Annotated in this window: 1 protein-coding gene; it reads left to right on the top strand. The window is 22.1% G+C overall.

What is annotated here, in order from left to right; genetic code table 11:
* Window positions 1-226 (top strand): hypothetical protein (locus AACQ14_RS24215; protein ID WP_339366093.1); only part of this gene is annotated, 226 nt, incomplete at both ends.

Genomic DNA, 226 nt, shown 5'->3' on the forward strand with positions numbered 1-226 from the left:
CTAAATTAACTTTAACTGATGAAGAAAGAGAAGGATTGGATAACGAAGGAATAAAAAGAATTTTGACTAGCAAAGCTATATTAAAAGTTGCAAAAGAATATAAATTTTCGGATGAAGAAAAAGAAGAATTTGAATATTTATTTACAAATGAAAAACATAAATTCTTTATTGCAAAACTTATTGAAGATAAAATTTCTGTTAATGAAAATGATGTTACAAAATTATA

The organism is Vallitalea maricola, from assembly GCF_036985595.1.
Taxonomy (GTDB): Bacteria; Bacillota; Clostridia; order Lachnospirales; family Vallitaleaceae; genus Vallitalea; species Vallitalea maricola.